Raw genomic sequence first — 22,400 nt, forward strand, 5'->3', positions numbered from 1 at the left:
TGTGTAAAGGTCGCGCACCGCAGTCCGGGAGGTCATTGATGAGTAGCCCGTCCAAACTTCGTGTCATCCAGTGGGCGACCGGCGGTGTGGGTAAGGCGGCGATCCAGTGCGTCCTCAATCACCCACAGCTGGAACTCGTCGGGTGCTGGGTGCACAGCGCGGACAAGAACGGTGTCGACGTCGGGCGGATCATCGGCACCCAGGATCTCGGTGTCACGGCCACCACCAGCGCCGACGAGGTGCTGGCGCTGGACGCCGACTGCGTCATGTACAGCCCGCTGATCCCCAACGACGACGAGGTCATCGCGATCCTGCGGTCCGGCAAGAACGTCGTCACACCGGTCGGCTGGGTCTACCCCGACCCGGCCAACCCGCGCCACCAGGCCGTCGCCGACGCTGCGGCGGAAAGCGGTGTCACGCTGCATGGTTCGGGGATCCACCCCGGGGGCATCACGGAGCGATTCCCGCTCATGGTGTCCTCGTTGTCGTCGGCGATCACGCACGTGCGCGCCGAGGAGTTCTCCGACATCCGCACCTACAACGCACCCGACGTGGTCCGCCACATCATGGGATTCGGCGGCACGCCCGAGGAGGCCACCCAGGGGCCGATGGCCGGACTGCTCGACGGGGGCTTCAAGCAGTCGGTGCGGATGATCGCCGATCACATGGGTTTTCGCATCGACCCCAACATCAGGACCATCCAAGATGTCGCCGTGGCGACCGCGGAGATCGACTACGACCCCTTCCCGATCGCCGTCGGCACCGTGGCGGCGCGCCGCTTCCGCTGGCAAGCGCTGGTCGATGGCGAGCCGGTCATCACCGCGGCGGTCAACTGGCTGATGGGCGAGGAAAACCTCGATCCCGCCTGGGATTTCGGTGGGCGCGGCGAACGCTTCGAGGTCGACATCACCGGCGACCCCGACGTGAGCCTCACCTTCAAGGGGCTGCAGCCGGAGACGATCGCCGAAGGGCTGATCAAGAATCCCGGCGTCGTGGTCACTGCCAACCACTGCATCAACGCCGTTCCCGACGTCTGCGCCGCCGAACCGGGCATCAAGACCTACCTGGATCTGCCGTTGTTCGCCGGCCGCCCGGCCCCGAATCTCGCGGCGGGCAGGCCATGACCCTAGACGACGTGTCGTTCTGCCACCTCGTCGTCGGCGTCACCGACATGGACCGCGCACTGGCGTTCTACCGCGACGTCCTGGGCATGGACGTGGTCTTCGAAACGCTCATCTCCGGAGAGCCTTTCGATGCGGTGTTGCACGCGACCCGCAAGCAGGAGGGGCGGGTCGTCGGCGGGCTGCTGGGCGGGTTGATGATCGAGCTGCTGTCGATCGGCAGCAAGCCGACCGAACACAAACCGCGACGGGGCATCACCGGGATCCACAACGTCTCGCTGTCGGTGCCCGACCTCGACGACACCCATCGCCGCATCGTCTCCGCCGGTTACACCCCCGACCAGGATCCCTTCGAGATCGGCGGTGTCCGAATGTTTTTCGTCAAGGATCCGGACGGGACGCCGGTGGAGTTCATCGAACTGCCCAACGGCGCGCGGAGCACCTACGAACTGCACCGGGGCGTGGCGCTACAGATGGGACCCGCCGAATGAGCTACAGCCACCCCGATTCGATGCGCGGGCACGTCGCGATCGTCACCGGCGCCGCCCAGGGCGTCGGCAAGGGCGTGGCCACCGCGTTGCTCGAACGCGGCGCGGCGGTGCTGCTGGTCGACATCCAGGAGGAGGCCCTCGAGGCGACCACCACCGAACTCAGGGCGATCGGACGGGTCGAACGGCTCGTCGCCGACCTGCGCGACCCCGACAGTGCGCCGCGGATCGCGACCGCCGCGATCGACGCCTTCGGTACCGTGCACGGCCTGGTGAACAACGCGATCGCCACCAACGAGCCCAAGGCGTTCGTCGACATCACCACCGAAGACCTCGCGCTCGGCTACGACGTCGGCCCTCGGGCGACCTTCCTGCTCATGCAGGCCGTGCACCCGCTGATGGTCAGGGAGGGCGGCGGGTCGATCGTCAACCTCGGCTCCGGGACGGGTACCGGCGGCGAGCCCAAGTGGGGCGGGTACGCGGCCGCCAAGGAAGGCATCCGCGGGCTGTCCAAGGTCGCGGCGCTCGAATGGGGACGCGATAACATCCGCGTCAACGTCATCTGCCCATTCGCCGAGTCGGACGGCGTCAAGTACTGGAAGTCGTTCGCGCCCAAGGAATACGAGAAGGCCGTGGGCCGCGTCCCGATGAAGCGCATCGGCGACGTCCGCACCGACGTGGGCGCGCTGGTGGCGTTCCTGCTCGGCAGTGACGCGACGTTCATCACCGGGCAGACCATCCACGTCGACGGCGGGATCGGCTGCTTCCGGTGACCTCGCCCACCCGACCAGAGTCGCTCCGCGATCGGCAGCGCGCGCAGATCCGCGCCGACATCCGGCGCGCGGCGTTCCGGCTGTTCGTGGAGCGCGGGTATGACGCGGTGACGACGGAGGAAATCGCCACGGCCGCAGGCGTTTCCCCGCGCACCTTCTTCCGCCACGTGCCGGCGAAGGAGGAGCTGCTGCTTGCGCCGGTGCGCTATGGCGGCGCCGCGATAGTCAACCTCCTCGAAGGCCGCCCGGCCGCCGAACCACCCGACATCGCGCTGATCAACGCCATCGTCACCCGCACCCGCTCGTTCGAGCAGGCCGACACCGAGGAATGGCGCGAAGCCCTGCTGGTGGCCCCCGACCTGCTCGACAAGGTCACGGTGCACCGGCCCGCCGACAAGGACCGGGCGACCAAACTCATCGCCGAACGAATGGGCGTCAACGCCGACGCCGATCTGCGTCCCGGCTTGCTGGTCCAACTGGCCTTCGCGGCGGCGGATTTCGCCTTCCAGCAATGGGTACGACAATCGGGAAAGCCGCGGCCACTCGACCGCTACGTCACCGAGGCTCTCGACGCGGTCAAAAGCCCGCACTGGAAACGGAAGTGAGCGGTCAGCGTCGGTGCAACACCTCGGGATTGGCGATCCGAACGGGCGTCCCGTCCAGCCATGCCACCACTGACTCCACGGTGTCGGAGTAGAAGGCGCCGAGCATCTCGCGGGTGACGTACCCCAGGTGAGGAGACAGCGTCACATTCGGCAGCCGCCGCAACCGGTGATCGCCGGGCAGCGGTTCGACGTCGTACACGTCCAGCCCGGCACCGGCGATGCGCCCCGACTCCAACGCCGCGAGCAGCGCAGCCTCGTCGACGATCGGACCCCGCGACGTGTTGATCAGGTAGGCGTGCGGCTGCATCAAGGCCAGCTCGGACGCGCCGACCAGCCCCCGGGTGCGCTCCGAGAGCACCACATGGATGGAGACCACGTCGGAGGCAGCGAACAGCTCCGACTTCTGCACGCGCCGGGCCCCCACGCTCGCGGCGGTGTCCGCGGTGAGATTTTGGCTCCACGCGATCACGTCCATGCCGAACGCCTTGGCATACTCGGCCATTCGTCTGCCGACCCTGCCCAGACCGAGCAGGCCGAGCGTCTTGCCCGCCAGCGTCATACCTGCGGCGCTCTGCCAACCGCCGTCGCGCATGTTGCGATGCTCTTCGGCGAGATTGCGCACCGTCGCGATCATCAGGCCCCACGCGAGTTCCGGCGTCGCATCGCGCATTGCCCTGAATCGGGGATGCGCGAAATCGGAGTGAGCGACCAGGATCCCGTGCTCGGTGGCGGCGGCCAGGTCCAGGTTCGGCAGGCTCCTGCCGACGATGGTGATCAGTTTCAGGTTCGGCAGCCGCGCGATGAGGGTCGACGGAAACGCCATCCGCTCGCGCAGGGTGCACACCACGTCGAACGGCCGCAGCGCTTCGGCGGCCGCGTCCTCGGAGAGGTGGCGATCGAAAACGGTTACCTCCGAGCGTGTCTGCACGGGCGACCAGTCGGCGACCCGCAACGCCACTCCCGCGTAGTCGTCGAGTACCGCGACCTTGGGCATGGCTCACTCGATCATCGCGTTGCCGTGCCCGTCAAGACCGGGCACTGTGGACCCATGGGCGTTGTCGTGATCGGCCAGATCGCACGCGATCTGGTGCTGCGTACCGATGGGCCGCCGACGACCGACGATTCCACCACGGTCCTGCAGCGCAAGGAGCTGCTGGGCGGCAAGGGCGCCAATCAGGCGGTCGGCCTGGCGCAGCTGGGTGTACCGGTCGCCCTCATCGCGGTGGCCGGTGACGACGACGCGGGGACGTCGATCCTGGCGCAGGCCCAACGGGACGGCATCGACGTCGGCGGCGTCGCGCGTCGCGGCACCACGGCGCTGTTGATCGATGTGGTCCCAAAACCGCCGGAACGCATGCTCCTCGAAGACGTGCCCGAAAGCTCGCTGATCCAAGTCGCCGACCTCGATCGGTCCGTGTTCGACACCGCCGACACCGTTTCCATTCAGCTGCAGCAGCCGCCGGCCACCGCGTTGGAAGCCGCGCAACGCGCTCGGCGGCGGGGTCTGCGCGTCGTGGCCGACGGCGCGCCCGCCGAGCACATTCGGGCCGACCTGCTCGCGGCGGTCGACGTGATCCGCGCCGACGCCACGGAAGCCTCGCTCATCGCGGGCCGGGAGATCGGCACGGCGGCGCAGGCGCGCGAGCTGGCCGACCGCCTGTTGACCTGCGGTCCGGGACTGGTCGCCCTCGCGGTTCCGAAGGTCGGTGACCTGGTGGCGTGGGACGGTGGCAGCCGGCTCTTCGAATTCGCCGACGTCGACGTGGTGGATCCGACCGGCGCGGGCGACGCGTTCGTGGCCGGGCTGATCGCCGCGCTGCGTGATGGCGCCGCACCACCGGAGGCCGGCGAGCTTGCGGCCGCGGCCGCCAGCGCTACCGTTCAGCGCCTCGGCGGCCGGCCCGACCTGACCGCGCTCAAGGCGTGATCGCCGGCGGATACGGCAGATCGGTGCTGCTGTGGGGGTCGACGTACACCGGATGGCCGAGGTATGGGAACGCGCGTTGCGGGCACGCGGGCCGGTCGCAGATCTTGCAGCCGGCGCCGATCGGCACGATCGACTCGGCGTCGCCCAAATCGATGCCGACGGAGTAGATCAGCTTCTCCGCGTGCGCGACGTCGCACCCCAGTCCGATGGCGAAACTCTTGTCCGGGCCGAGGTATCGGCTCGGCTCCGTCGTGGTGGTTCGCGCGACCCAGAAGTAGGTGCGCTCGTCGGGCATCTGCGCGACTTGGGTCAGAAACTGGCCGGGCCGCGAGAACGCGTGGTGGACCACCCACAGCGGACAGTTGCCGCCGACGCGTGAGAAGTGAAAAGCGGTGGCGGACTGGCGTTTAGAGATGTTGCCGGCGCTGTCGGTGCGGACGAAGATGAACGGCACGCCCCGCGCGTTCGGGCGCTGCAGGGTGGACAGCCGGTGGCAGATGGTTTCGAATCCCACCTCGAATCGCCTTGCCAGCTGGTCGATGTCGTAGCGGACGTCCTCGGCGGCCTCGAGGAATCTCAGGTAGGGAAGCAGCAGGGCGCCGGCGAAATAGTTGGCCAGCCCGATGCGCGCCACGCTGCGGGCGTCGTCGCTGAGCTGGTCGTCGCCGGCGATGATCCCGGTGATCAACTTGGCCTGGGTGAGCAGGGCGATCTGGGTGGCGAGTTGAAAGGCACGCTGGCCCGGATGCAGCCACCGAGCCAGGTACAGGGTTTTCGATTCGGGCGCGAACCGGCGTTTGGAGTTGGGATCCAACACCTGACCGTCGTCGATCACCACCGAGACGCCGAGCTGTTCGGCGAGCAGCTCCGCGAGCTGGCCGTCGAGTCCGCCGATTCGCAAGTGGTTCTTGGTGAACAGCTCTTCGGCCGCGAGATCCAGTTCGCCGATGTAGTTCTTGCGGTCGTAGAAGAAATCGCGAACCTCTTCGAACGGCATCGGCTGCTGGGACAGCGACGACGCGTCCGAGACTTCCGAATTCGCGCGGCTGTGCAGGGCCTCCAGGTCGGCCGTCGTGTCGTGCAGCCGCCTGTGCAGGTTGACCAGGGTCTGACCGATCGCGGGCATGCGGGCGACGAGCTCCTCGACCTGCCCGGCCGTCGCGGGCGCCTCGGCGAGCACCTCCCGCAGGTCGGAGATCAGGCGGGCGTCGGACTCCGGCGCGAAGTACTGACTCGGCAGGTCGAATCGTTCGGTGAGGGTGAGCAGTACCGGAACGGTGATCGGGCGCTGGTCGTTTTCCAGCTGGTTGACGTAGCTGGTCGACAGCCCCAGGACGCGGGCCAGCGCCACCTGGGTCAGCCCCTGTTCCTCGCGCAATCGCCGTAGCCGCGCGCCGGCGAACGTCTTCGCCACGGAACCCACCGTACGCCCAACTCCTTTCACAACATTCGCAAACTGCCGCGGACAAGGACACAAGATTACGCTTTTACAGGGGATTTACGCCGACTTCAGCCCTGCGTACTGTGCGAGTTATGCGCATTCATGATGTTCGGACTCGTCGTAGCGCCGACGACTTCCCCCGCAGTGAACACCTCGCGTGGAAGATCGCCGAGGTCGCGGCCGACCCGGTCGCCGTGCCCGCCGACGTCGAGGCGATGGTGATCAACCGCATCATCGACAACGCCGCCGTCTCGGCCGCCTCGCTGCTCCGCAGGCCGGTGGCGGTCGCGCGGGCTCAGGCGCAGGCGCACCCCGCCGCGGCCAAGGGCGCCAAGGTTTTCGGGATCGAGGGCGACTACTCCCCCGAGTGGGCGGCCTGGGCCAACGGCGTCGCGGTGCGCGAATTGGATTTCCACGACACGTTTCTGGCCGAAGAGTACTCGCATCCCGGTGACAACATTCCCGCCCTGGTGGCGGTGGCGCAGCACCTGGGGATCGGCGGCGCCGACCTGATCCGGGGCATCGCGACCGCCTACGAGATCCAGATCGACCTGGTCAAGGGAATCTGCCTGCACGAGCACAAGATTGACCACGTCGCGCACCTGGGCCCGTCGGTGGCAGCCGGCCTGGGCACGATGTTGGGCCTGGACAAAGAGACCATCTATCAGGCGATCGGCCAGGCACTGCACCTGACGACGTCGACCCGGCAGTCGCGCAAGGGCCTTATCTCGAGCTGGAAGGCGTACGCGCCCGCCTGGGCGGGCAAGGTCGCCATCGAGGCCGTCGACCGCGCCATGCGCGGTGAGGGCGCGCCGGCCCCGATCTGGGAGGGCGAGGACGGCGTGATCGCCTGGCTGCTTTCGGGGCCCGAGCACACCTATCACGTCCCGCTGCCCGAGCCCGGCGAGCCCAAGCGCGCCATCCTCGACAGCTACACCAAGGAACACTCGGCGGAGTATCAGAGTCAGGCGCTGATCGACCTCGCGCGCCGGATGCGCGAACGGATCGGCGATCTGAACCAGGTCGCGACCATCGTGCTGCACACCAGCCATCACACCCACTACGTGATCGGCACCGGGTCGGGCGATCCGCAGAAGTTCGATCCCGACGCTTCGCGCGAAACGCTGGATCACTCGGTGATGTACATTTTCGCGGTCGCGCTGCAGGACGGCACCTGGCATCACGAGCGCTCGTATGCGCCGCAGCGGGCACGCCGCCCCGACACCGTCGAGCTGTGGCACAAGATCTCGACGGTCGAGGATCCCGAATGGACCCGGCGCTACCACTCCGCCGATCCGGCGGAGAAGGCGTTCGGCGCGCGCGCGGAGGTCACCCTCAAGAACGGCGAAGTCATCGTCGACGAGCTCGCCGTCGCCGACGCTCATCCCCTGGGGGCGCGGCCATTCGAGCGCAAGCAGTACGTCGGGAAGTTCACCGAGCTGGCCGAGGGCGTGGTCGGCGAGGGCGAGCAGCAGCGGTTCCTGTCGGCCGCCGAAGCCCTGGCGGACCTGCAGGCGGGCGCTTTGGGCGCGCTCAACATCACGGTCGCTCCGCTGATTCTCGACAAGGCGCCCGCGATCGGGCCGGGGATCTTCTGATGGGCGGGCTGATCGGCGGAGCAGTGCCGGCGACCGACAAGCGGGCGCGGTTCCGCGCCGCGCTGGAAAGCGGTCGGCTGCAACGGTTCCCGGGCGCCTTCTCACCACTGGTGGCCAAGCTCGTCGCCGAGCTCGGGTTCGACGGCGTGTACGTGTCGGGCGCGGCGCTTTCGGCCGACCTCGGCCTGCCCGACATCGGCCTGACCACCCTGACCGAGGTCAGCGGGCGAGGCGCCCAGATCGCGGGGGTGAGCGACCTGCCCACCCTGATCGACGCCGACACCGGCTTCGGTGAGCCGATGAGCGCGGCGCGTACCGTGACGGTGCTCGAGGACGCCGGCCTGGCGGGCTGCCACCTGGAGGACCAGGAAAACCCCAAGCGCTGCGGGCATCTCGACGGCAAGGCCGTGGTGCCGGCCGGCGAGATGATCAAACGGCTGCGGGCCGCCGTCTCCGCGCGCCGCGACCCGAATTTCATCGTCTGCGCCCGCACCGATGCCGCCGGCATCGAGGGGGTGGGGGCGGCGATCGAGCGCGCCAAGGCCTACGCCGACGCGGGTGCGGACCTGATCTTCACCGAAGCCTTGGGCAGCCCAACGGAATTCGAGCGGTTCCGCGCCGCGCTGGACACGCCCTTGCTGGCCAACATGACCGAGTTCGGCAAGTCGCCGCTGCTGACCACCCAACAGCTGTCCGACATCGGCTACAACGTGGTGATCTACCCCGTCACCACGCTGCGGCTGGCCATGCACGCCGTCGAGGCGGGCCTTCGCGAAATCGCCGAGACCGGAACACAATCCGGCCTGACCGAGCGGATGCAGCACCGCAGCCGCCTCTACGAACTGCTGCGCTACGCCGATTACACCCAATTCGATTCCGACCTCTACAGCTTTTCCATCCAAGGAGTCGCGCCATGAGCACCGTCGAAGACAACAAGCCCCGCATTTACAAAGGCCTGGCCGGCGTCGTCGTCGACACCACCGCCATCTCCAAGGTCGTCCCGGAGACCAACTCCCTGACCTACCGCGGGTACGCCGTGCAGGACCTCGCGGCCACGTGCAGCTTCGAGCAGGTCGCCTACCTGCTGTGGCACGGCGAGTTGCCCGACGAGCAGCAGCTGGCGCTGTTCACCCAGCGGGAACGAGCGGCGCGTCGGCTGAACCGGTCCCAGTTGTCGCTGCTGACCAAGTTGCCCGACACCTGCCACCCCATGGACGTCGTGCGCACCTTCGTCAGCTCGATGGGCGCCGAAGATCCCGACGAGGACGACAACAGCCCGGGGGCCAACTACGCCAAGGCCTTGCGGATGTTCGCGGTGCTGCCCACCGTCGTCGCGGCCGACATGCGCCGCCGGCGCGGACTGGAACCCATCGCGCCCCACAGCCACATGAGCTACGCCCAGAATTTCTTGCACATGTGCTTCGGCGACGTCCCCGAGCAGGTGATCGTCGACGCGTTCGAACAGTCGATGGTGCTCTACGCCGAGCACAGCTTCAACGCCTCCACCTTCGCCGCGCGCGTGGTCACCTCGACCCAGTCCGACATCTACAGCGCGGTCACGGCCGCCATCGGTGCGCTCAAGGGCTCGCTGCACGGCGGGGCCAACGAAGCGGTCATGCACGACATGATCGAAATCGGAAGCGCCGAACGGGCTTCGGAGTGGTTGTCTGGCAAGCTGGATCGCAAAGACAAGATCATGGGCTTCGGTCACCGCGTCTACAAGAACGGCGACTCCCGGGTGCCGACCATGAAGGCGGCGCTCACGCGCGTCGCCGCGGCGCGCGACGGTCAGAGGTGGCTCGACATCTACGAGGTCCTGGAAAAGGGGATGGCCCAAGCCAATGGCATCAAGCCGAACCTGGACTTTCCCACCGGCCCGGCCTATTACCTGATGGGCTTCGACATCGGGGCCTTCACCCCGATTTTCGTGATGAGCCGAATCACCGGATGGACGGCGCACATCATCGAGCAGACCGCGTCGAACGCGTTGATCCGTCCGCTGAGCGAGTATGTCGGACCGCCGCAACGCGCTCTATCGTAAGTACCGTGTTGACGAAAGTCCTGGTCGCCAATCGCGGTGAGATCGCGATCCGCGCCTTCCGCGCCGCCTACGAACTGGAAATGGCCACCGTGGCGGTCTACCCCTACGAGGACCGCAATTCGGTGCACCGGCTCAAGGCCGACGAGTCGTACCAGATCGGTGAGGAGGGCCACCCGGTCCGCGCCTACCTGTCGGTCGACGACATCGTCGCCACGGCGCAGGCGTGCGGGGCGGACGCCATCTACCCGGGCTACGGGTTCCTGTCCGAGAACCCGGACCTGGCGGCGGCGTGCGCGGCCGCGGGCATCACGTTCGTCGGCCCGAGCGCCGAGGTGCTCGAGCTCACCGGCAACAAGGCGCGCGCGATCGCGGCGGCGCGGGCGGCGGGCCTGCCGGTGCTGGCGTCCTCGGCGCCCTCGACATCGGTGGACGAGCTGGTGACGGCCGCCGAGTCGATGACGTTTCCGCTGTTCGTCAAGGCGGTCGCCGGTGGTGGCGGCCGCGGGATGCGCCGGGTCACCGACCCCGCGGCGCTGCCGGAGGCGATCGAGGCGGCCAGCCGGGAGGCCGAATCCGCCTTCGGGGATGCCTCGGTGTTTCTCGAACAGGCGGTGATCAACCCGCGCCACATCGAGGTCCAGATCCTGGCGGACAACCACGGCAACGTGATCCACCTCTACGAACGGGACTGCAGCGTGCAGCGGCGGCACCAGAAGGTGATCGAGATCGCCCCGGCGCCGAACCTGGATCCACAACTGCGCGAACGTATTTGCGCCGACGCGGTGGCGTTCGCGCAAAGCATCGGCTACACCTGCGCGGGCACGGTCGAGTTCTTGCTCGACGAACGCGGCAATCACGTGTTCATTGAGATGAATCCCCGCATCCAGGTGGAGCACACGGTGACCGAGGAGATCACCGACGTCGACCTGGTGTCCGCCCAGCTGCGCATCGCGTCCGGTCAAACGCTGGAAGAGATTGGCCTGCACCAGGATTCGATCGTCCCGCACGGCGCGGCGCTGCAATGCCGCATCACCACCGAAGACCCGGCGAACGGTTTCCGCCCGGACACCGGCCGCATCACCGCCTACCGCACCCCGGGCGGCGCGGGAATACGACTGGACGGCGGCACCACCCTGGGCGCGGAGATCAGCGCGCATTTCGACTCGATGCTGATCAAGCTCAGTTGCCGGGGCCGCGACTTCCCCACCGCGGTGCGCCGCGCCCGGCGGGCGGTCGCGGAGTTCCGCATCCGCGGTGTGTCGACGAATATCCCCTTCCTGCAAGCGGTCCTGGACGACCCCGACTTCCAGGCCGGGCGCATCACCACGTCGTTCATCGAGGAACGCCCGCAGCTGCTCACCGCGCGCAGCTCGGCCGACCGCGGCACCAAGATCCTCAACTACCTGGCCGACGTCACCGTCAACAAGCCCCACGGTGAGCGCCCGTCAACGGTGTACCCGCACGACAAGCTGCCCGACATCGACCTGTCGACCGACCCACCCGCGGGCTCCAAGCAGCGTCTGACCGAACTCGGACCCCAGCGATTCGCGGCCTGGCTCCGCGAGTCGCGCGGCGTCGCCGTCACGGACACCACGTTCCGCGACGCGCACCAGTCGCTGCTGGCGACCCGCGTCCGCACCAGCGGCCTGATCAAGGTCGCGCCCTACCTCGCGCGGACCATGCCGCAACTGTTGTCGGTGGAGTGCTGGGGCGGCGCGACTTACGATGTGGCGCTGCGGTTCTTGAAGGAGGACCCCTGGGAGCGGCTGGCGGCGCTGCGGGAGGCGATGCCCAACATCTGCCTGCAGATGCTGCTGCGCGGACGCAACACCGTCGGCTACACGCCCTATCCGGAGACGGTGACGACGGCGTTCGTCGAGGAGGCGACGGCCACCGGCATCGACATCTTCCGGATCTTCGACGCGTTGAACAACGTCGACTCGATGCGCCCGGCCATCGACGCGGTGCGCGACACCGGGGCGGCGGTGGCCGAGGTGGCGATGTCCTACACCGGGGATCTCAGCGATCCGGCCGAAAAGCTTTACACGCTCGACTATTACCTCAAGTTGGCCGAACAGATCGTCGAAGCGGGCGCGCACGTCCTGGCGATCAAGGACATGGCCGGGTTGTTACGCGCGCCGGCCGCCGCGACGCTGGTCTCGGCGCTCAAATCCCGGTTCGACCTGCCGGTGCACGTGCATACCCACGACACCCCGGGCGGACAACTCGCGAGCTACGTGGCGGCCTGGCACGCAGGGGCCGACGCCGTCGACGGTGCCGCTGCCCCGCTCGCGGGGACCACCAGCCAGCCCGCGCTGTCATCGATCGTGGCCGCCGCCGCCAACACCGACTACGACACCGGGTTGTCGCTGCCGGCGGTGTGCGACCTGGAACCGTACTGGGAGGCGCTGCGAAAGGTGTACGCGCCGTTCGAATCCGGGCTGCCGTCCCCGACGGGCCGCGTCTACCACCACGAGATCCCCGGTGGCCAACTGTCGAACCTGCGCCAGCAGGCCATCGCGCTGGGGCTCGGCGACCGGTTCGAGGACATCGAAAACGCCTACGCCGGCGCCGACGCCATCCTCGGGCACCTCGTCAAGGTCACGCCGTCGAGCAAGGTGGTCGGCGACCTGGCGCTGGCGCTGGTCGGGGCGGGCGTCAGCGCGCAAGACTTCGCCGAAGATCCCCCGCGCTATGACATCCCGGATTCGGTCATCGGGTTCCTGCGCGGCGAACTCGGCGATCCGCCCGGCGGCTGGCCGGAGCCGTTGCGTACCAAGGCGTTAGACGGCCGCGGCCCGGCCAAGCACGAGCAGCCGCTGACGGCCGACGATGAAAAGGCGTTGGCCACACCGGGCGCCGAACGGCAGGCGGCGCTGAACCGGCTGCTGTTCCCCGGGCCGGCCAAAGAGCTCGAGGACCACCGCGAGGCCTACGGCGACACCTCGGGACTCAGCGCCAACCAGTTCTTCTACGGGCTGCGCCAGGGGGACGAGCATCGCGTGGAGCTGGAGCGCGGTGTGGAGCTGCTGATCGGGTTGGAGGCCATCTCCGACCCCGACGAACGCGGCATGCGCACCGTGATGTGCATCCTCAACGGTCAGCTGCGGCCCGTCGTGGTGCGCGACCGCAGCATCGCCACCGACGTCCCGGCCGCCGAGAAGGCCGACCGCGCCAATCCCGATCACGTCGCCGCCCCCTTTGCCGGCGTCGTCACGGTCACCGCCGAGGTCGGCGAGGACGTCGAGGCCGGCCAGACGATCGCGACGATCGAGGCCATGAAGATGGAGGCCGCCGTCACCACCCCCAAGGCCGGCAAGGTCGCGCGAATCGCGGTGTCGCGCACCGCACAAGTCGAGGGCGGCGACCTCCTGGTGGTGATCGACTAGCGGCGATCGCAAGCGCGGCCGCGGCGATCGCAAGCGCGGCGTAGCCGGGCGCAGCGGGTCGCCGCTATAGGCCGTAGCCGGGCGCAGCGGGTCGCCGCTATAGGCCGTAGCCGGGCGCAGCGGGTCGCCGCCATCAAACGTGCCTGGCCTTGATCAGGGCCGCGCGCGCCAGCGTCTGCTCCGCCTGCTTGACGTGGGCGGCGTCGACCAGGACGCCGTTCACCCCGACGGCTCCCCGGCCCTTGGCCTCGGCCTCCCGGTAGGCGGCGACGTTGGCTTCGGCGCGGGCGATCTCGTCGGCGGTCGGGGCGTAGACCTCGTTGGCGACCGGAACCTGGTCGGGGTGGATGGCCCACTTCCCGGTGTAGCCGAGCAGCGACGCGCGCCGGGCGTCGCGCTCATACCCGGCGAGGTCGCGGTAGTCGGGGTACGGCGCGTCGATCGCGTCGATGCCCGCGATGCGCGCGGCGACGATCACCTTGTTGCGCGCGTAGGCCCAGAACTCGCCCGGATACTCGCCCAGCGGGACGAAGTTGGTGTCCACCCGCGCGCCCTGTGACAGCGAGAAGTCGCCCACCCCGAAGATCAGGGCGTCGAGGCGATCGCTGGCCGCCGCGATCTCTTCGGCGTTGGCCAAACCTTCGACCTCTTCGATCAGCACCTCGAGCCGGATCCGCTTGTCCAGGTTCAGTTTTGATTCCAGCTGGGTGAGCAGGACGTCCACCCACCACACGTCGCGGGCGGTGCGGGCCTTGGGGATGATGATGGTGTCGAGGTTGCGGCCGGCCCTGGTCACCACCTCGATGACGTCGTCGTGGCACCACCGGGTGTCCAGGCCGTTGATCCGCACCGCCCGCACGGTGCGGCCCCAGTCCAGGTCGTTGAGCGCGCTGATCGCCTTGCCGCGCGATTCCTCCTTGAACGCGGCGGGCGTGGCGTCCTCGAGGTCGAGGAACACCAGGTCGGCACCGCACCCGGCCGCCTTGTCGAACATGTTGTCGCTGCAGGCGGGCACCGCGAGCTCGGAGCGGCGGAGAAGATTCGTCATCGTTTCAATTTCCTTCTGTCACAACACGCCACGGGCGCGCAGGTCGTCGATTTCGTCGTGGCTCATGCCGAGCAGATCCCCGTATACCTCGGTGTTGTGCTCGCCGAGGCGCGGCCCCAGATGCCCGACCGTGCCGGGGGCTGACGAGAACCGCGGCACGGGGGCCTGCACCGTCATGGGTCCGAGTTGTGGGTCGTCGACGGAGATGAACACCCCACGATGCGCCAGCTGTTCGTCGGCGACCAGGTCGCTGATGTCATAGACCGGCGCGGCGGCCACCTCGTGCGCTTCGAAGGCGTCCATCGCCTCCGAAAGTGTTTTGGTGGCAACCCAATCGGCGACCACGGCGTCGACCTCGCGGGCCCGCGCCAACCGTCGCTGCGGGTCGGAGAAGTCGGCGTCGTCCAGCAGATCGTGGCGGCCGATCGCCCGGAACACCCGCAGCGCCAACGCCGGCGAACTGCCGGACATGGCCAGCCACTTGCCGTCCGCGGTGCGATAGGTGTTGCGCGGCGCCGAAATGTCCCACCGGTTGCCGGCCCGCTCGGGCACCAGACCCAACTGGTCATAGCCCAGCAGCGTCTGTTCCAGCAGCCGGGCCAGCGGGTCGATCAGGTTGACGTCGATCAGTTGTCCGGGCCCGCCGTGCACGTCGCGGTGATACAGCGCCATCATCACCGCGTACGCGGCGTTCAGCGATGCGACGCCGTCGGCCAACATGAACGGCGGGAGCGTCGGCGGCGCGCCGGCCTGACCCGTGATGTGCGCGAACCCGCTCATCGCCTCGCCCAGCGTGCCGAAGCCCGGCCGCTCGCTCTTCGGCCCGCTCAACCCGTACCCGGTGATGTGCAGCATCACGATCCGCTCGTTGACCGCGCGCAGGCTCTCGTAGTCGAGGCCCCACTTGCGCAAGGTCTGGGGGCGGGTGTTGAAGATGGCGACATCGGCGTGCTCCACCAGGCGCCGCACCAGCTCCTGGCCTTCGGCGCACCGCAAGTCGAGCGTGATCGACCGCTTGTTGCGCGCGATCGACTTCCACATCAGGCCGACACCGTCGCGCTGGTTGCCCCAGCCGCGGATCGGGTCGCCGTGGCGCGGTTCTTCGACCTTGATCACGTCGGCGCCGAACTCCCCGAGATAGGTGGCCACCAACGGCGCGGCGGCCAGCGTGGCGAGGTCGAGCACCCGCAGCCCGTCAAGCATGGGCACCGGCGGCCACCCGGCTGTTCGACGGACGCTGCAGCCCGAGATGGCCGCGCAGCGTGGAGGATTCGTATTCCGTGCGGAACAGGCCGCGGCGCTGCAGCTCCGGCACCACCATGCGCACGACGTCCTCGAAAGCGCCGGGCAGATGCGTTGCAGCCAAGACGAATCCGTCACACGCGCCGCTTTCGAACCAGTCGGCCATCTGGTCGGCGACCTGTTCGCCGGTGCCGACGAAGCGCGGCCCCTGCAGCAGGGTGGCGCGATGGTTGGCGAGGTCGCGCAAGGTGACCGTGTCCCCGCCGATATGGGTGCGCAGGTTCTGCACCAGGCCGCGGATTCCGGAGACCGAGGCGAGCAGTTCGTCGGTCACCGGGTCGTCGAGATCGTGTTGCGCGAAGTCGTAGTTCATCAGCTCGGACAGCAGCGTCAGCGACGCCATCGGATGTACGAGATCGTTGAGGAACATCGCCTCGCGATCCTTGGCGTGGGCCTCGGATTCGCCCACCACCGCGTAGGCCATGGGGCAGATGCGCACGGCGGCCGGATCGCGGCCCGCGTCGGCGATGCGGTCCTTTTGATCGGCGTAGTGGCTGCGCGCCACCTCGATGCCCGGGTCGCCGGTGAAGATCAATTCGGCCCACCGAGAAGCGAATTCGCGGCCCCGGCCCGACGAACCGGCCTGAATGATGACCGGGCGGCCTTGCGGGGTCCGCGGCACCGTCAACGGACCGCGGGCGGAGAAGAACTGGCCGACGTGTCCCAGCTCGTGCACCTTGCTGGGGTCGGCGAACTGCCCGGAGGCCCGGTCGTGCAGGACGGCTTCGTCCTCCCAGGTGTCCCACAGGCCGGTCACCACGTCCATGAATTCGTCGGCGCGGTCGTACCGTTCGTCGTGACCGAGGTGGGCGTCGACGCCGAAGTTCTGCGCCTCGCTGTCGTTGACGGAGGTGACCACGTTCCACGCCGCGCGGCCGCCCGACAGGTGGTCGAGCGAGGCGAACGTGCGCGCCACGTGGAACGGCTGGTAGTAGGTGGTCGAGTAGGTGGCGCCCAGCCCGATCTTCGATGTGGCCTGCGCCAGCACCCCGAGAATCACACTGAGGTCCAGCTTGACCGGGCGGGCGCCGTAATGCACGGCCTCGCCCACCGATCCGCCGTAGACGCCCGGCATGGCCAAGCGGTCGTCGAAGAACATCAGGTCGAAGCAACCCTCTTCGAGCTGGCGGCCGATCTTCGCGTAGTAGGACGCGTCCAGGTACCGGTGTTCGGTCGCGGGGTGCCGCCACGAGCCCGCGTAGACCGAGGTGCTGCCGGCCTGCATGAAGGCCACGAGGGCCATTTTGTCGGTGCGCATGCTTGAAACGTAACATCTGATATTTCAGATATCAAATGCTAGATCTGTCGTTTGGTATTATGCCCAGGTGGCTTCGACCTCAGGGATCGACATCTCCGGGACGGTCCGAGAGCGCGCCGCCCGCGAGCTTCGCGACCGCATTCTGACCGGCGTGCTGCCGGCCGGCTCCCGGGTCGATCTCGACGCCATCACCGAGGAATTCGCGACCAGCCGCACGCCGGTGCGCGAGGCGTTGCTGGAGCTGTCGTTCGAGGGCCTGGTTCAGGTCGCCCCGCGCAGCGGGGTGACGGTGGTCGGCATCAGCCCGGGCGACGTCCTGGACAGCTTCACGATTCTCGGCGTGCTGACCGGGCAGGCCGCGGCGTGGGCCGCCGAGCGGATCGAGCCCGCCGAACTCGCCACGCTCAGGGAACTCGCCGCCGACGTGGTCGCGCGATCCGGTGACGACTCCATCGGAGAGGCCAACTGGCATTTCCATCAGATGATCCATCGCGCGGCGCACTCCCCTCGCCTGCTGAACCAGATCAAGCAGGTCGCGCGCGTGGTGCCGAGCAACTTCCTCACGCTTTTCCCCGAGCACGAAAAGCATTCGCTCGACGAACATCAACAGCTCCTCGATGCGCTGGGCGACAAGGACGCCGAACGCGCCCGTGCGATCGCCGAGCGGCACGTCTTGGATGCCGGCCGCTCGCTGGCCGACTGGCTCGAGCAGCGCCGCGACGTCTAGCCCGCCAGCGCGGGCAGCACCTTGTCGGTGAGCAATTGCACCGATTTCCACGCTTCGTCGACCGGCATGCCACCGACCAGGGGGTGCATGACGAGCGGCCCGTAGTTCTGCGCCTCGCGCACCTCCGAGATCAGCTGATCTGGAGTCAGGAAGCGGTATCGCCCCGATGCCCTGACCTGATCCAGGGTCTGCACACCCGGAAGGTGCATGAGCGAGCGTTGATCGGTGGACCATCCGCCGTAAGTGACTGCCTCCCACAGGATGTGGTCGCCCAGTTCCGCCCACGCCCGCTCGGGGTCCTCGTGCAGGTAGATCATTCCGCGGTTGATCGGTCCCGGCATGAGAATGAACGGCGCCATGCCGGCCTCGGCGCACAGCTCGCGGTAGTAGGCGGCGATCTCGGGCAGGTGATCGGCCAGGCTGAGCGGCAGCCGGAACCGGGCGGCGCGGCGCGCGGTGGCACGCGCGCCACCGCCGACGTACAGCGGTGGATGCGGCCGGGTCCACGTGCCAATGTCGGACCACACCGCCAGCATCCGCTCGAGCAGGCCGTCCATCAGCGCGCCACGTCGCGTGAAATCGGCTCCCAGCGCATCGTATTCGACCGTGCGGTATCCCAGGCCCACCGTGGTGTGCAGCCGGCCGCGGCTCATGTTGTCGACGAGCGCGATGTCTTCGGCAAGGCGGACGGGGTTCCACAGCGGGCCCAACGCGCAATCGACGCTGGCGATCAGTGTCGAGGTGCGGGCCAAGAACATCGCCGCGGCCATGATCGGGTTGCAGCTCCACCCGTGCCCGGTCGCGTGATGCTCGTCGACACTGATCGACGTGATGCCGTGCGACTCACCCCACTGCGCCAGTTCGAGCGCTGCGGACAGCAGTTCGCCCTGCACGCGCGGATCCCCCTGCGGCGAGGCGAAATTGAAGCGCAGGACCGTCAGCAACATGCTATGAGTTCCTCGCAATCTGGTTGCGCAGCCACGCGCTTTCCCAGAAGTTCGTGCTGCTTGCGAGAAGCTTTTCATGCGCCTGCCGGAGCACATCGCGAGCCCCCGAATGCTCGGCGGGCACGAGCTGGGCGAGGTGGATGGCGTGCAGTGCCCGATCGGCGGCCAGGTGCGCCCGGGCGCGATCCAGGAGCGCATCGGCGCCGGCCAACTCGACCACGTCGGCCGCGACGGCGTCGAATCCGACCGGGTACAGCTCGGTGGTCGACTCGTGGTGGAACCAGCCCGAGTAGTTCTCCCAGACGGCCCGCACGTCCCAGGCGACCTTCCCATAGCCCTGGCCCACTTCGTATTCCGCGGGCAACGTGATCTCGCGCATCAGGGTGCGGACATCCTTTCCGGCATTCATTCCGGCGACCGTCTGATCGTGGATGTACTGGATGGCGTTGCGCAGCCGGGTCAGCTCGGCGTTGATGCGCTCGGCCCCCGCGACGGGCGCGAAGTGACCCGTCACGAGCAGCTCGGGGTGCAGGTCGCGGACCCGTTCCACCGAGGCAATGGCCGTCAACGCGTCCCGGTAGCGGTCGCCCCGCATGGTGACGAGGTTGGGGATGTGCCCGAACAGGGGGCCGAAGGTGTTTCCGCACAGGCAGACTCGCTCCTCGGGGAGCCAGACCACCAGCGAGTCGGTGGTCTCCCCACCGGGCACCGAGATCAGTTCCATCCGCCGGCCGCCGAGCTCCAGCGTCAGCGTGTCCTCGAAGTCGAGGTCGACGACGGGCACGCTCTGGCCCGCCAGCTGCGCGGTCCCCAGGCGCCGTTGGATGGCTTGGATGCCGTCGGCCAGCGTGTCTTTGAACGCGAACGCGCTGCGGCTGGCGCGGTAGGGGATCAGTCGTTCGTTGTCGTCTCGCCACGTCGTCCAGTTCGCTTGCGCGACAACGGTCGTGTCGGGGTCGCGCACGCTGTCCAGGCCGCCGACATGGTCGACGTGGCCCTGGGTGAAGATGATGTAACGCACCGGCGATGAGTCCACGGCGTCGAAGTTGGCGCGATGCACCGGCCCCTCGAAACCCATGCCGGTGTTGACGATCACCCGGCCCTGCGCGGTGGTGAGCAGGTACGAGTTGGACAGCCCGGGCGAGCACCACAGTCCCGGGGCGATCTCATCCGCCTTCTCCGCGGACGCCGGGCGCATCGCGTCGGCGCCGGGCCTGCCGCGATAGACGGGTTCGGTCATCGCTGCTGACTCCTTTTATTCGGGTCGGACGTCGAACTTGTCGAAATAGAAGCCGAACCGGCCGCGGAGTTCGTCGGCGGAGACGCCGAAGTGCCGTTGCAGTTCGTAATGGATGCGGCCGTGCTTTCCGCGTGGATTGCCGTCCAGATAGCGCTGGAAACCGTCGCGCACCTGCTGCGGCAATTCGACACCGCCGCAGTGATACAGCCGCTCGAGCACCGGCATCTCGTTGCCACCCAGCTGATGAAAGTTGACGTCGATGCTGCGTTCGGTGTCCACCAGGTCGCGGTCGCGCACGCATGCGCTCAGCAGACGATGCACGCGATCGCTCCAATACGCCAGCAGCCACTGCGGATCAATGCTGTTGCGGCGCAGCCGATCCGAGTAGGCCATCATCGTGATCGCCGATTGGATCACCGCGACCGGGTCGCGGTGCGTGAAAGCCACCGTCGCGTCGGGGAACGTCGCCATCAACGGGCCGAGCTGCTCGCAGTGCTGCGGACTCTTGAGGACCCAGGTGCGCGGACCCCGCAGAAAGGTCAGCGCCTGCAGCACCTTGCGCATGTAGGCGTAGTGGCGGGTTTGGTCGAGGCTCAGGTAGTAGTCGCGCCAATCCGGCACCCGCGCATGCCATTCCAGGACATAGGAGGCCAGATCGAGGTCGAGGAGTTCCACCTCCTCCTCGATCGCCTCGGGGAAGCGGTCATGCATGGCGGCCACCACGGGCGCGCTGGCCATCAGCGCTTCGTGTTCTGCTTTGGCTCGCGCGTAACGGGGGTCCACGCCGAACACGTCGGGGCCCTGCCCACGAGCGGGGATGGGATCCTGGCTCTCCCAGTACGGCAGCGCGCGCCTGCGCGGGTCGGCGGCAATGAGATTCACCAGGTGCGTGGTGCCCGACCGCGGCATCCCGACCACGATGAAAGGCCTCTCGATCGGGATGGATTCGATCTCGGGGTACCGCGTGATCAGCTCGGTGAGTGACAACCGGTTACGCAGCAGGCGGACGATCCGCTGCCGCAGCGAACCGCGGGTGAGCTGGCGCAGGCCCTCGTCGGCTTCGATCGCGGCGACGTGCGCACGCAGCCGGTCAGCGAAGCCGTCGGCGTCGTCAAGATCGGCGGCTGCGGTCTTTAGGCCGGTCTGTTCGACGGCCTCCGCGAGCATCCGGTCGACGTCGAGGTCGACGCGCTTGGCCTCGGTGAACTCCAGGATCTGGCGCTGGACGTCGGTCAGCCGGGGCGCGGTCAGGTCGTCGAAGTCGATGTCGTCAACCGCAGAACCCACCGCAACCCCTCTTCGACGCGTCAGGTGAGAAAGATGACACCGAGGCTAGACGCGGCGCTATTCCGTGGTTCACCCACCATCCCGGCCAGCGGTCACCCGGCTACAGGTTGGCCAGATCGTCGGGCACGTCGATCTTGTGCGCCTGCAGCGCCTCCAGGGGGACCACCTCGAGGGTGCTCTCGTGCGTGGATGCCAGCACCACCGGCGCCGCACACCCGTCGTGGTGAGCCCGCAGCCAATTCAGCGCGGTCACGCACCAGCGGTCGCCGGGCAGCAGGCCCGGGAACCGATACTCGGGAACCGGCGTCAACAGGTCGTTGCCAATGGAGCGCTGGTGCTCCAGGAACTCGGCGGTCATCACCGCGCAAATGGTGTGCCGTCCAAGGTCCTGAGGCCCGGTTGAGCAACAGCCGTCGCGGTAGAAACCGGTCAGCGGGTCTGTGCCGCACGGTTCCAGCGGACCGCCCAGCACATTTCGATCAGGCACCCGTCCAGTATTGCTCTCGCGGTGGTGAAGTTTGAAGCAATTTGCCGACTGCGGCCAAAGGATTTTCCGCGCCGGCTCCTTGGAGCCCGATGTGGACGGCCGAACAGTGGGCGTGTTAACTCGAATCGATGTCGACGCCGCCCAACCCGCCCGGAAATCCCGCCGATGAACCACCGTGGGGATGGCAGCCGCCCGGTTACGGTCCGCAGCCGAATCCGCAGGGCCCGCCTCCGCCACCGCCGGGGTATCCGTCGCCGCAGGGTTACCCCGGGTACCCGGGCTATCCGGGCTATGGCGGGTACCCGGGCTACGTCGACCCGCAGGCGCCGTTCGGCCGTGATCCCGTTACCGGGCTGCCCCTGTCGGATAAGTCCGCCACCACCGCCGGCTTACTTCAGCTCTTCCTCGGCCTGTTCGGTGTCGGCCGCTTTTACATCGACTCGACTCAGATCGCCGTGGCCCAGCTGTGCGTGGGGCTGTTCGGAATTGTCTTCAGCCTGTTCTGTTTTCTGGGATTCCCGGTCCTGCTCGGCGGGATCATCTGGGCGATGGTCGACGCGATCCTGATCTTCACCGGCAGCGTCAAAGACAACCACGGCCGCAAGCTGCGCTAGGCCCTCCATATAAGAGGGCTATCGGGTTCGGTTGGCCTGCAACGGTTTTGGCGCACAGTCGGGGACATTTTAACCCGGCCGGCATGCACGACGGCCCGGGGCGCGCC

At 68.0% G+C, this 22,400-nt stretch carries 20 protein-coding genes; 11 read left to right on the forward strand and 9 right to left on the reverse strand.

Going from position 1 to position 22,400, the window contains the following annotated elements; all coding sequences use genetic code 11:
• The first annotated feature begins 38 nt into the window (after nucleotides 1–38).
• The 4 genes from QGN30_RS00945 to QGN30_RS00960 are packed head-to-tail and all read left to right on the forward strand — an operon-like array spanning nucleotide 39 to nucleotide 2,987.
• Nucleotides 39–1,124: an NAD(P)H-dependent amine dehydrogenase family protein gene (locus QGN30_RS00945; protein WP_038534820.1), complete on the forward strand. Its 1,086-nt coding sequence runs from the start codon at nucleotides 39–41 to the stop codon at nucleotides 1,122–1,124.
• Nucleotides 1,121–1,612 (forward strand): VOC family protein, encoded by a 492-nt coding sequence (locus QGN30_RS00950; RefSeq protein WP_014381658.1) that lies wholly within the window; start codon nucleotides 1,121–1,123, stop codon nucleotides 1,610–1,612. The genes QGN30_RS00945 and QGN30_RS00950 overlap by 4 nt, the downstream gene beginning before the upstream one ends.
• Nucleotides 1,609–2,382, forward strand: a complete 774-nt coding sequence (locus tag QGN30_RS00955; protein ID WP_014381657.1) for an SDR family NAD(P)-dependent oxidoreductase — start codon at nucleotides 1,609–1,611, stop codon at nucleotides 2,380–2,382. The genes QGN30_RS00950 and QGN30_RS00955 overlap by 4 nt, the downstream gene beginning before the upstream one ends.
• Nucleotides 2,379–2,987 carry a TetR/AcrR family transcriptional regulator gene (locus QGN30_RS00960; protein ID WP_009956709.1) on the forward strand — a complete coding sequence of 203 codons (609 nt, stop codon included), beginning with the start codon at nucleotides 2,379–2,381 and terminating at the stop codon, nucleotides 2,985–2,987. The genes QGN30_RS00955 and QGN30_RS00960 overlap by 4 nt, the downstream gene beginning before the upstream one ends.
• A 4-nt stretch (nucleotides 2,988–2,991) precedes the next feature.
• Here QGN30_RS00960 and QGN30_RS00965 read toward each other — a convergent pair whose 3' ends face one another.
• Nucleotides 2,992–3,981: a D-2-hydroxyacid dehydrogenase family protein gene (locus tag QGN30_RS00965; RefSeq protein WP_009956710.1), complete on the reverse strand. Its 990-nt coding sequence runs from the start codon at nucleotides 3,979–3,981 to the stop codon at nucleotides 2,992–2,994.
• A 54-nt stretch (nucleotides 3,982–4,035) separates the two neighbouring features.
• Between QGN30_RS00965 and QGN30_RS00970 the strand changes: the two genes are divergently transcribed.
• On the forward strand, nucleotides 4,036–4,914 hold the full coding sequence (locus tag QGN30_RS00970; protein ID WP_009956711.1) for a PfkB family carbohydrate kinase: 879 nt from the start codon (nucleotides 4,036–4,038) through the stop codon (nucleotides 4,912–4,914).
• Here the strand turns inward: QGN30_RS00970 and QGN30_RS00975 are convergent.
• A complete protein-coding gene (locus QGN30_RS00975; protein ID WP_008263181.1) occupies nucleotides 4,904–6,337 on the reverse strand; it encodes a short-chain fatty acyl-CoA regulator family protein in 1,434 nt (477 codons plus the stop codon). The two genes, QGN30_RS00970 and QGN30_RS00975, sit on opposite strands and share 11 nt — an antisense overlap.
• Nucleotides 6,338–6,447: 110 nt before the next feature.
• On the opposite strand from QGN30_RS00975, the gene prpD reads away from it, so the two are divergent.
• Genes prpD through QGN30_RS00995 form a run of 4 tightly spaced genes read left to right on the forward strand, consistent with a single transcriptional unit; the run spans nucleotide 6,448 to nucleotide 13,383 of the window.
• A complete protein-coding gene (gene prpD, locus QGN30_RS00980; protein WP_202288461.1) occupies nucleotides 6,448–7,953 on the forward strand; it encodes a 2-methylcitrate dehydratase PrpD in 1,506 nt (501 codons plus the stop codon).
• Nucleotides 7,953–8,870, forward strand: coding sequence for a methylisocitrate lyase (prpB, locus tag QGN30_RS00985; RefSeq protein ID WP_202288459.1), 918 nt, complete (start codon nucleotides 7,953–7,955; stop codon nucleotides 8,868–8,870). Before prpD ends, prpB begins: the two co-directional genes overlap by 1 nt.
• Nucleotides 8,867–9,994, forward strand: coding sequence for a bifunctional 2-methylcitrate synthase/citrate synthase (locus tag QGN30_RS00990; RefSeq protein WP_009956716.1), 1,128 nt, complete (start codon nucleotides 8,867–8,869; stop codon nucleotides 9,992–9,994). Before prpB ends, QGN30_RS00990 begins: the two co-directional genes overlap by 4 nt.
• Before the next feature lie 5 nt (nucleotides 9,995–9,999).
• On the forward strand, nucleotides 10,000–13,383 hold the full coding sequence (locus QGN30_RS00995) for a pyruvate carboxylase (protein WP_202288456.1): 3,384 nt from the start codon (nucleotides 10,000–10,002) through the stop codon (nucleotides 13,381–13,383).
• Between the two features lie 133 nt (nucleotides 13,384–13,516).
• Here the strand turns inward: QGN30_RS00995 and QGN30_RS01000 are convergent, their stop codons facing one another.
• The 3 genes from QGN30_RS01000 to QGN30_RS01010 are packed head-to-tail and all read right to left on the reverse strand — an operon-like array spanning nucleotide 13,517 to nucleotide 16,991.
• Nucleotides 13,517–14,431 carry an HpcH/HpaI aldolase/citrate lyase family protein gene (locus QGN30_RS01000; protein WP_009956718.1) on the reverse strand — a complete coding sequence of 305 codons (915 nt, stop codon included), beginning with the start codon at nucleotides 14,429–14,431 and terminating at the stop codon, nucleotides 13,517–13,519.
• An 18-nt stretch (nucleotides 14,432–14,449) separates the two neighbouring features.
• The gene (locus tag QGN30_RS01005) at nucleotides 14,450–15,634 is read right to left on the reverse strand and encodes a CaiB/BaiF CoA transferase family protein (protein ID WP_014378888.1); all 1,185 of its coding nucleotides are present in this window, start codon (nucleotides 15,632–15,634) and stop codon (nucleotides 14,450–14,452) included.
• The gene (locus QGN30_RS01010) at nucleotides 15,627–16,991 is read right to left on the reverse strand and encodes an LLM class flavin-dependent oxidoreductase (protein ID WP_014381651.1); all 1,365 of its coding nucleotides are present in this window, start codon (nucleotides 16,989–16,991) and stop codon (nucleotides 15,627–15,629) included. The genes QGN30_RS01005 and QGN30_RS01010 overlap by 8 nt, the downstream gene beginning before the upstream one ends.
• A gap of 67 nt (nucleotides 16,992–17,058) precedes the next feature.
• Between QGN30_RS01010 and QGN30_RS01015 the strand changes: the two genes are divergently transcribed.
• Nucleotides 17,059–17,718, forward strand: coding sequence for a GntR family transcriptional regulator (locus QGN30_RS01015; RefSeq protein WP_008263165.1), 660 nt, complete (start codon nucleotides 17,059–17,061; stop codon nucleotides 17,716–17,718).
• Here QGN30_RS01015 and QGN30_RS01020 read toward each other — a convergent pair.
• From QGN30_RS01020 to QGN30_RS01035, 4 genes are all read right to left on the reverse strand, one after another.
• Nucleotides 17,715–18,665 (reverse strand): LLM class flavin-dependent oxidoreductase, encoded by a 951-nt coding sequence (locus QGN30_RS01020; protein WP_008263164.1) that lies wholly within the window; start codon nucleotides 18,663–18,665, stop codon nucleotides 17,715–17,717. The two genes, QGN30_RS01015 and QGN30_RS01020, sit on opposite strands and share 4 nt — an antisense overlap.
• A gap of 1 nt (nucleotide 18,666) precedes the next feature.
• Nucleotides 18,667–19,905, reverse strand: coding sequence for an MBL fold metallo-hydrolase (locus QGN30_RS01025; protein WP_038534818.1), 1,239 nt, complete (start codon nucleotides 19,903–19,905; stop codon nucleotides 18,667–18,669).
• Nucleotides 19,906–19,920: 15 nt separating this feature from the next.
• Nucleotides 19,921–21,192, reverse strand: a complete 1,272-nt coding sequence (locus tag QGN30_RS01030; protein WP_038534817.1) for a sulfotransferase family protein — start codon at nucleotides 21,190–21,192, stop codon at nucleotides 19,921–19,923.
• A gap of 100 nt (nucleotides 21,193–21,292) precedes the next feature.
• A complete protein-coding gene (locus QGN30_RS01035) occupies nucleotides 21,293–21,679 on the reverse strand; it encodes a DUF2237 family protein (protein ID WP_008263157.1) in 387 nt (128 codons plus the stop codon).
• A 128-nt stretch (nucleotides 21,680–21,807) separates the two neighbouring features.
• On the opposite strand from QGN30_RS01035, the gene QGN30_RS01040 reads away from it, so the two are divergent.
• Nucleotides 21,808–22,293, forward strand: coding sequence for an NINE protein (locus QGN30_RS01040; protein WP_202379018.1), 486 nt, complete (start codon nucleotides 21,808–21,810; stop codon nucleotides 22,291–22,293).
• The last annotated feature ends 107 nt before the right edge of the window (nucleotides 22,294–22,400 follow it).

The organism is Mycobacterium sp. 3-98, assembly GCF_035918355.1.
Taxonomy (GTDB): domain Bacteria; phylum Actinomycetota; class Actinomycetes; order Mycobacteriales; family Mycobacteriaceae; genus Mycobacterium; species Mycobacterium intracellulare.

Coding starts and splice junctions, on each gene's coding strand:
- QGN30_RS00945 (WP_038534820.1), top strand. CDS start 39: ATGAGTAGCCCGTCCAAACTTCGTGTCATCCAGTGGGCGACCGGCGGT.
- QGN30_RS00950 (WP_014381658.1), top strand. CDS start 1,121: ATGACCCTAGACGACGTGTCGTTCTGCCACCTCGTCGTCGGCGTCACC.
- QGN30_RS00955 (WP_014381657.1), top strand. CDS start 1,609: ATGAGCTACAGCCACCCCGATTCGATGCGCGGGCACGTCGCGATCGTC.
- QGN30_RS00965 (WP_009956710.1), bottom strand. CDS start 3,981: ATGCCCAAGGTCGCGGTACTCGACGACTACGCGGGAGTGGCGTTGCGG.
- QGN30_RS00970 (WP_009956711.1), top strand. CDS start 4,036: ATGGGCGTTGTCGTGATCGGCCAGATCGCACGCGATCTGGTGCTGCGT.
- prpD (WP_202288461.1), top strand. CDS start 6,448: ATGCGCATTCATGATGTTCGGACTCGTCGTAGCGCCGACGACTTCCCC.
- prpB (WP_202288459.1), top strand. CDS start 7,953: ATGGGCGGGCTGATCGGCGGAGCAGTGCCGGCGACCGACAAGCGGGCG.
- QGN30_RS00990 (WP_009956716.1), top strand. CDS start 8,867: ATGAGCACCGTCGAAGACAACAAGCCCCGCATTTACAAAGGCCTGGCC.
- QGN30_RS01000 (WP_009956718.1), bottom strand. CDS start 14,431: ATGACGAATCTTCTCCGCCGCTCCGAGCTCGCGGTGCCCGCCTGCAGC.
- QGN30_RS01005 (WP_014378888.1), bottom strand. CDS start 15,634: ATGCTTGACGGGCTGCGGGTGCTCGACCTCGCCACGCTGGCCGCCGCG.
- QGN30_RS01010 (WP_014381651.1), bottom strand. CDS start 16,991: ATGCGCACCGACAAAATGGCCCTCGTGGCCTTCATGCAGGCCGGCAGC.
- QGN30_RS01020 (WP_008263164.1), bottom strand. CDS start 18,665: ATGTTGCTGACGGTCCTGCGCTTCAATTTCGCCTCGCCGCAGGGGGAT.
- QGN30_RS01025 (WP_038534818.1), bottom strand. CDS start 19,905: ATGACCGAACCCGTCTATCGCGGCAGGCCCGGCGCCGACGCGATGCGC.
- QGN30_RS01040 (WP_202379018.1), top strand. CDS start 21,808: ATGTCGACGCCGCCCAACCCGCCCGGAAATCCCGCCGATGAACCACCG.